The 7537-nt window shown below is 47.0% G+C and carries 4 protein-coding genes and 2 rRNA genes (1 of these 6 cut by a window edge); 3 read left to right on the forward strand and 3 right to left on the reverse strand.

Annotated features, from left to right (window positions below):
* Positions 1–19 precede the first annotated feature (19 nt).
* The gene (locus tag ACMVP2_RS06615) at positions 20–1648 is read right to left on the reverse strand and encodes a hypothetical protein (protein ID WP_317489636.1); all 1629 of its coding nucleotides are present in this window, start codon (positions 1646–1648) and stop codon (positions 20–22) included.
* Positions 1649–1794: 146 nt separating this feature from the next.
* On the opposite strand from ACMVP2_RS06615, the gene proS reads away from it, so the two are divergent.
* From proS to floA, 3 genes are read left to right on the forward strand one after another with little or no spacing between them, the layout of a single operon-like run.
* Complete coding sequence (gene proS / locus ACMVP2_RS06620) at positions 1795–3273, forward strand: proline--tRNA ligase (protein WP_416867133.1); 1479 nt, start codon at positions 1795–1797, stop codon at positions 3271–3273.
* 60 nt (positions 3274–3333) lie between these two features.
* Complete coding sequence (locus tag ACMVP2_RS06625) at positions 3334–3807, forward strand: hypothetical protein (protein ID WP_416867134.1); 474 nt, start codon at positions 3334–3336, stop codon at positions 3805–3807.
* Between the two features lie 6 nt (positions 3808–3813).
* On the forward strand, positions 3814–4836 hold the full coding sequence (gene floA / locus ACMVP2_RS06630) for a flotillin-like protein FloA (RefSeq protein ID WP_151999621.1): 1023 nt from the start codon (positions 3814–3816) through the stop codon (positions 4834–4836).
* A 697-nt stretch (positions 4837–5533) separates the two neighbouring features.
* Here floA and rrf read toward each other — a convergent pair.
* Positions 5534–5645: ribosomal RNA gene (gene rrf, locus ACMVP2_RS06635) — 5S ribosomal RNA — on the reverse strand.
* A 326-nt stretch (positions 5646–5971) separates the two neighbouring features.
* A 23S ribosomal RNA gene (locus tag ACMVP2_RS06640) occupies positions 5972–7537 on the reverse strand; it runs 1335 nt beyond the window's last position.

The following is a 7537-nucleotide window of genomic DNA, read 5'->3' on the forward strand; positions in this document are numbered from 1 at the left end:
TGGTATTTATGAATAAAACTTAATTACCACGGCCACTTCTCGTTCCCCCCGAGGAGGATCCTGATGACCTGCTTCCACCGGAGCTGCTTCCAGAAGATCGGCTAGGTGCCGAAAACCCACCGCTGCTACCAGAACTTCTGCTAGGAGCAGAAAAGGTGTTAGACCCACCACTACTTCTGCTGGGAGCCGGAGCAGACCAGCCAGAATTACTTCTGCTGCCACCGCTCGAGCCGCTGCTTCTGTTATAAGAAGGGCTTGAGTAAGAGTTATTGCTTCGCCCACTATTAGAGGGTGCGGAATATGATGGACTGGAATAGCCACTGCTATTGGATCTTGTTCTGTACGAATTGTTATTAGGAACTACCTGTCTGTTCATCTGCCCAGATGACGACCTGGAGTTGCTGGGCACCACTCCCCTGAATTCGTTGGTCGAACTATTGTTCGTCCTTCCAGAAGATGCTGGGGCCAAACTTCTTGAACTATTGGAGTTAGTAGTCGTTCCTGTAGCAGAAGAACCTCTGCTTGCGTTGGCATTTTGAGAAGTCCTGTCAGCTGCCGTATAAGAACTCCTTGATCTTACGCCCGACTCATATGTGGTTCTGCCTGAATTCCTGTTGGTCACAGCAGAGGTGTTCCTGTCGCTAGTGCCTACTCCTGAGGTGTAGCCAGCCCTGGATCTTTGAAAATATTCGTTTTGAGTGCCTGAGTAGTCTCTTGAGCTTGTCGAACTCGAGACAGTTCTTCCTCTCGATGCCGTGGAACCGCTTCTGTCAGTCGACCCAGTCACATTTTGCACATTGGCATTTCTGTATCTGCTAGACCCGGCCGTGTTTGCATAACTGCCACCACCAACGGCACTTCTATTCACTCTTCCACCCCTTACTACATTTTTCGCATATACTCCTTTGCCACCGCCTGAATAGTAGCCATCGTAGAATCCGTGATAATAGCCGTTTCCATATCCGTAGTAGCTATAAGGTCTGTTCCAACCCCAGCCACCGTATCTACCCCAGCCACCGCCGTAGTATCCACCCCAGCTATAGCCCCATGGGTCATAAAATCCGTAAGGGTAGCCATAACCATAACCCATTCCGCCCCAACCCCAGCTATAACCTATTGAAAAGCCGATGTAGGGATTCCAGTAAGGGCTGTTCCACGAGCTAAAATAGTAATTATTGTATGGCATCCAGGAGTTCCAATTGTTGCCGTAACCACCAGTATATATATTAACTGTGCTGGCTCCGGATGTGGTGTAGCCATTGGAGTTATAACCATCCACATAGTAGTCTTCGCTGCTATAATTCTGATTCTCCTGATTATCGAGAGCAGCCTGCTCATCAAGCTGAGCCTGCACGTTTTCCTGCGAAGCACTCTTATACTTAGCTATGTACTCAGGGTTGACTGTCTTTGCAGAATAAGTTGGGTTGTAAGTGTTGTTGCTATACGACTCATAAGTTGCCTGAGACTCGGTCACTGGTTGCCCTTCGTCGTTGGTGGCATACTTGATTTTTACCCTGTCATTTTTTGAAAAGTAGAGATCGTCCACTTCTTTAGTTGACTGAGATATAGCCGCAAAAGGCACCAATGCAATCAATGCCCCTAAGCTTAGAGCTGTCTTTAACGCTGCGAACTTCGTGTACCTTTTCATAGCTTTATATTTTTTTGACTCCCTATAATTTAATGACAACAAAACAACGTAAAGAGTTTCCCTTCCCGTTTCCTTTCATTCACGTATATTTGCCGTCAATGGTATTTACAATTTAAGCAATATCTGTACCAAAATTTAATTTTTCGATGAGTAAAGGATTACCTAAAAGGAGCGAGGACTATTCACTGTGGTATAACGAGCTGGTAAAGAAGGCTGATTTGGCCGAAAATTCGCCAGTTAGGGGATGTATGGTAATTAAACCCTATGGCTACGCTATCTGGGAAAAAATGCAACAGGAGCTTGATCGCATGTTCAAGGAAACGGGGCATTCTAACGCCTACTTCCCACTTTTCATACCAAAATCATATTTAAGTAAAGAGGCAGCACACGTAGAAGGATTCGCAAAAGAGTGCGCCGTGGTTACTCATTACCGACTCAAGAACGATGAAAACGGAGGTGGTATTATTGTAGACCCAGAGGCTAAGTTAGAAGAAGAATTAATTGTGAGGCCAACATCCGAAACGGTGATTTGGAGCACTTACAAAAACTGGATACAATCCTATAGAGACCTTCCTTTACTCATCAATCAATGGGCCAATGTGGTGCGCTGGGAAATGCGCACGAGGCTATTTCTTCGCACGGCCGAGTTTCTCTGGCAGGAAGGTCACACTGCCCATGCCACCAAAACAGAAGCCGTAGAAGAAACAGTGCGTATGCTCGATGTATATGCAGAGTTTGCAGAAACGTTCATGGCGCTGCCCGTAATAAAAGGCGTAAAGACTGAAAACGAAAGATTTGCCGGAGCTGAAGACACCTATTGCATTGAAGCGCTCATGCAAGATGGGAAAGCGCTTCAGGCAGGCACTTCACATTTTCTTGGGCAGAACTTTGCCAAGGCATTCGACGTCAAGTTTCAGTCGAAGGAAGGTGGCCTTGAGTATGTCTGGGGCACCAGTTGGGGCGTAAGTACCAGACTAATGGGAGCTCTCATCATGGCTCACTCCGACGACAACGGCTTGGTACTTCCGCCAAATCTTGCTCCGAACAAGGTCGTTATCGTTCCTATTTACCGCTCAGATGACGAGAAGGAAAAGATCAATGAGGTAACTAAGGAAATGATCACTAAACTTCGCAAAGCGGGTATTTCCGTAAAATACGACGATCGTGATACGCACAAACCAGGCTGGAAATTTGCTGAGTATGAGCTAAAAGGCGTGCCGGTTCGCATCGCTATCGGCCCCAAAGACCTGGAAAACGGAACGGTTGAGGTAGCAAGAAGAGACACCCTGGAGAAGTCAGTCATTCCGTTGAATGACGAGTTTACAGCTACGATAAGTCAGCTGCTTGACGATATGCAGGTCAATATCTATAAGAAGGCCCATGACTTCAGAGCAGGAATGATTACGAAAGTAGAATCCTACGAAGAGTTTAAAAGCGTTCTGGACGAAAAGGGGGGATTTGTATTAGCCCACTGGGATGGCACCCCGGAAACGGAAGAAAAAGTGAAGGACGAGACAAAAGCCACTATTAGATGTATTCCTCTTGATGGAGAAGAAGAGGTGGGAAAATGTATGGTAACAGGAAAGCCATCAAAGCAAAGAGTAATTTTCGCCAGAGCTTACTAAGCGAACATTTCTCAAGGTAAGCTCGAAGTTAATTTCTAAATTTCAGGAACTTAAACAATTATGGCAGAGTGGTTCATTGTTATCGGGCTTGTGGTTTTCGGGCTGGCACTCATCGTCATCGAAGTGGTGTTTATTCCGGGAACCACTATTGTTGGCATACTTGGATGTATATTTGGTATTGCCGCTCTCTACCTCAGTTTCGAGTACTTCGGAAATACCATTGGTGCAATTACATCCATCGTCTCATTGATTGCTGGGATATCAGTGGTAGTGATTAGCTTAAAGAGTGGAGTTTGGGAGAAATTTTCACTCAAATCAACCATGGAGGGGAAAGTAAACGGAGAAATCGTCATAACGGCAAAAGTTGGCGATGTTGGCAAAGCCATCTCGACCCTAAAGCCAATTGGTAATGGCCTGTTTGATGAGAAAATATTGGAAGTTCGAAGCAGCGGCGACTATATACCAGCCGATGCCAAAATACAGATTTCGAAAATTGTCGATAGTAAAATATTCGTTGAATCAATCTTAAATTAATCAATAATGGGTAATCTTTCTTTTCTATTTTTAGTTTTCGCCGCCATTATAGGATTCTTCATTTTCCTATACTTTGTGCCTGTGAACCTTTGGATCACAGCAATCTTTTCCGGCGTAAAGGTTGGGCTACTTGAACTTGTTTTTATGCGCATCAGAAAGGTGCCTCCAAGTGTTGTGGTAAACTCATTAATTACGGCCACCAAAGCAGGGATCGCTATTTCTGATGAACACACTGGGGAAAAACGCCAATTGAAAACCTCTGACTTGGAGACGCACTACCTGGCTGGCGGTAATGTGCCACAGGTGATCAGGGCACTTATTTCAGCTGACAAAGCCAACATCAACTTGTCATTCAAGCAAGCAACTGCGATTGACCTTGCGGGCAGAGATGTGTTTGAGGCAGTTCAAATCTCAGTTAATCCGAAAGTAATCAATACCCCTTCTGTAGCTGCAGTAGCTGCAGACGGTATCCAATTAGTAGCGAAAGCCAGAGTGACCGTCCGTGCCAATATCCAGCAACTTGTAGGTGGAGCTGGCGAAGACACCATTCTTGCAAGGGTTGGGGAAGGCATTGTAACTTCAATTGGTTCTGCCGCTACACACAAAGCTGTTTTAGAAAACCCAGACAAAATATCCAAACTCGTACTGGCCCGTGGCCTTGATGCTGGAACAGCTTTCGAAATTCTTTCTATTGACATTGCAGATGTAGACGTTGGAGCTAACATCGGTGCGAAACTCCAAACTGACCAGGCATCGGCCGACTTGAAAGTAGCGGAAGCTAAGGCGGAAGAGAGAAGAGCCATGGCTGTAGCCCTGGAGCAAGAAATGAAAGCAAAAGCCCAGGAAGCCCGGGCCAAGGTAATCGAAGCGGAAGCTGAAGTACCCAAAGCGATGGCAGAAGCCTTCCGCTCAGGCAACATGGGTATCATGGACTACTACAAAATGCAAAATGTAAAGGCTGACACTGAAATGAGGGAGTCGATTTCAGGTTCAGGTTCTTCCAAATCAAAGTCCAAGAATAAGGAATAGGAATCCACCGAAAAGGATAAGAAGCCTCAATACAAATAGTGTTGAGGCTTTTTTTTGCAGCCAATTGTAGGCATGCTTCGACCTGCCCGCATATTAGCTTCCCTAAAAGTCTAGGCTCTGCCCTCCAGGGCACTCTGCCTGAACAGGATGAACACTCTGTCCAGCGTCCTTGCCAAACCCCAGCAGCCATTTAGCTTTTGCTGAACGTACAAGATGCATTGGGGGAGAACTCTGGCTTGAAATCTTCAACCCCTTAGCCGAAAGTATCTACATTTGGTACTCAAAACCTCTTTGAGCGGTCAAGCAAAGAAGTACCTTGTCGCAGTCCGATTTGCCGTCACAAACCTTTCAATATCAAGATCCAAGCCCTTAGAAGCCAGTTTAGGAGAGTGAGGAACGCCAGCTTCTCTCTATACAGACTTTGGATCAAGCAGAAAATCTGGGGGATAAAACTCAAAAGGAGTGTTATTCGATTCAGCAAATAGGCGGCAATAAAAAAGCAAAACTGGTTCAATGCGTCTCGCTTGGACCTTTTGCTATTTTATGCAAGCAGAAAATACCCATGCCAAAAATCAATCCCCCCAGAAATACAGATTGATCCCAGATTTTCCGCTTGACTCTAAATCATCTTAAACGCAAAAAAGCCTCTAAGATTACTCTTAGAGGCTTGTAACAACCTTACGGGTTGTTTGATAAAATCAGGCAACGACCTACTCTCCCACCTTGCACAGCAGTACCATCGGCGCAGACAGGCTTAACTTCTCTGTTCGGAATGGGAAGAGGTGGACCCCGTCGCTATAGTCACCTAAAGCTCGTAGTAAGTGCACTAACGCTACAACTTCAACTTCTCGACTACCCGTCTGGGTTCGGAAGGGGAAGAGGGGGGACGCCTAGTCTGGACCCCGTCGCTATAGTCACCTAAAAACCTTCGTGATCTTTTCAACTTGCTCCTTCTGCTCAGAGCCCGTCGTCCGCCAACTGGCGGATCACCTAGCTTATTGTTCACTTACTCATCTTTTGATGAGCAGTTAAACGTCGTTGAGCTTCTCTCAACAACAAATATCTTATGACATACCAAGAGAAAATACATTCAAGCTGTTCCAGGCCCCGGAACAAGTCCGGGGCACTCTCTTCAATAAAAAAGCGTTCGGGTAATTAGTACTGCTCAGCTTTGACATCTCTGCCTTTACACCTGCAGCCTATCAACGTCGTCATCTACAACGTCCCTTTATAGAAGCCTCATCTTGAGGTGAGTTTCGCACTTAGATGCTTTCAGCGCTTATCTCATCCCGACGTAGCTACCCAGCAGTGCATCTGGCGATACAACTGGTACACCAGCGGTCAGTCCAACCCGGTCCTCTCGTACTAAGGTCAGGTCCTCTCAAGCTTCTTACGCCCACAACAGATAGGGACCGAACTGTCTCACGACGTTCTGAACCCAGCTCGCGTGCCACTTTAATGGGCGAACAGCCCAACCCTTGGGACCTTCTTCAGCCCCAGGATGTGACGAGCCGACATCGAGGTGCCAAACCTCCCCGTCGATGTGAGCTCTTGGGGGAGATCAGCCTGTTATCCCCAGAGTACCTTTTATCCTTTGAGCGATGGCCCTTCCATTCAGTACCACCGGATCACTATACCCGACTTTCGTCCCTGATCGACTTGTCTGTCTCACAGTCAAGCTCGCTTATGCTATTGCACTCTGCGCACGGTTACCAAGCGTGCTGAGCGAACCTTTGGAAGCCTCCGTTACTCTTTTGGAGGCGACCACCCCAGTCAAACTACCCACCATGCAATGTCCCCGCCAGTCGGCGGGTTAGGCAACAAGTAAAAGAAGGGTGGTATTTCAACAGTGGCTCCACAATGCCTGGCGACACCGCTTCATAGCCTCCCACCTATCCTACACATCTTTTACCCATTGTCAATGCAAAGCTATAGTAAAGGTTCATGGGGTCTTTCCGTCCCGTTGCGGGTAAGCGGCATCTTCACCGCTACTACAATTTCACCGAGCTCATGGCCGAGACAGTATCCAGATCGTTACACCATTCGTGCAGGTCGGAACTTACCCGACAAGGAATTTCGCTACCTTAGGACCGTTATAGTTACGGCCGCCGTTTACTGGGGCTTCAGTTCAAACCTTCGCAGATTGCTCCACTAAGTTCCCCCCTTAACCTTCCAGCACCGGGCAGGTGTCAGGCCTTATACTTCATCTTTCGATTTCGCAAAGCCATGTGTTTTTGTTAAACAGTCGCCTGGATCTTTTCACTGCGGCTTCCTTACATTGCTGCAAGGGAAGCGTCCCTTCTCCCGAAGTTACAGGACAATTTTGCCTAGTTCCTTAGCCATGAATCACTCGAGCACCTTAGGATTCTCTCCTCAACTACCTGTGTCGGTTTACGGTACGGGTACCTTATACATTACTAGAGGTTTTTCTTGGAAGTCTGATTAGGGTCACTATCTACGCTCCCGTAGGATTGTAGTACTATCAGGTTCGACAAAACTTGCGGATTTGCCTGCAAGTCCTATATCTACACCCTTTAACCCGGTATTCCGTCTCCGGGCGGACCTTTCACTACTCCGTCACCCCGTCGCTATATAAGGTAGTATCAGAATATTAACTGATTGTCCATCGACTACGCCCTCCGGCTTCGCCTTAGGTCCCGACTAACCCGCGGCTGATTAGCATTGCCGCGGAAACCTTAGT

It is taken from the genome of Imperialibacter sp. (assembly GCF_048007035.1).
Classification (GTDB): domain Bacteria; phylum Bacteroidota; class Bacteroidia; order Cytophagales; family Cyclobacteriaceae; genus Imperialibacter.

Excerpts from the sequence above, each read along its gene's own strand:
- ACMVP2_RS06615 (WP_317489636.1), bottom strand. The coding sequence starts at position 1,648 with ATGAAAAGGTACACGAAGTTCGCAGCGTTAAAGACAGCTCTAAGCTTA.
- proS (WP_416867133.1), top strand. The coding sequence starts at position 1,795 with ATGAGTAAAGGATTACCTAAAAGGAGCGAGGACTATTCACTGTGGTAT.
- ACMVP2_RS06625 (WP_416867134.1), top strand. The coding sequence starts at position 3,334 with ATGGCAGAGTGGTTCATTGTTATCGGGCTTGTGGTTTTCGGGCTGGCA.
- floA (WP_151999621.1), top strand. The coding sequence starts at position 3,814 with ATGGGTAATCTTTCTTTTCTATTTTTAGTTTTCGCCGCCATTATAGGA.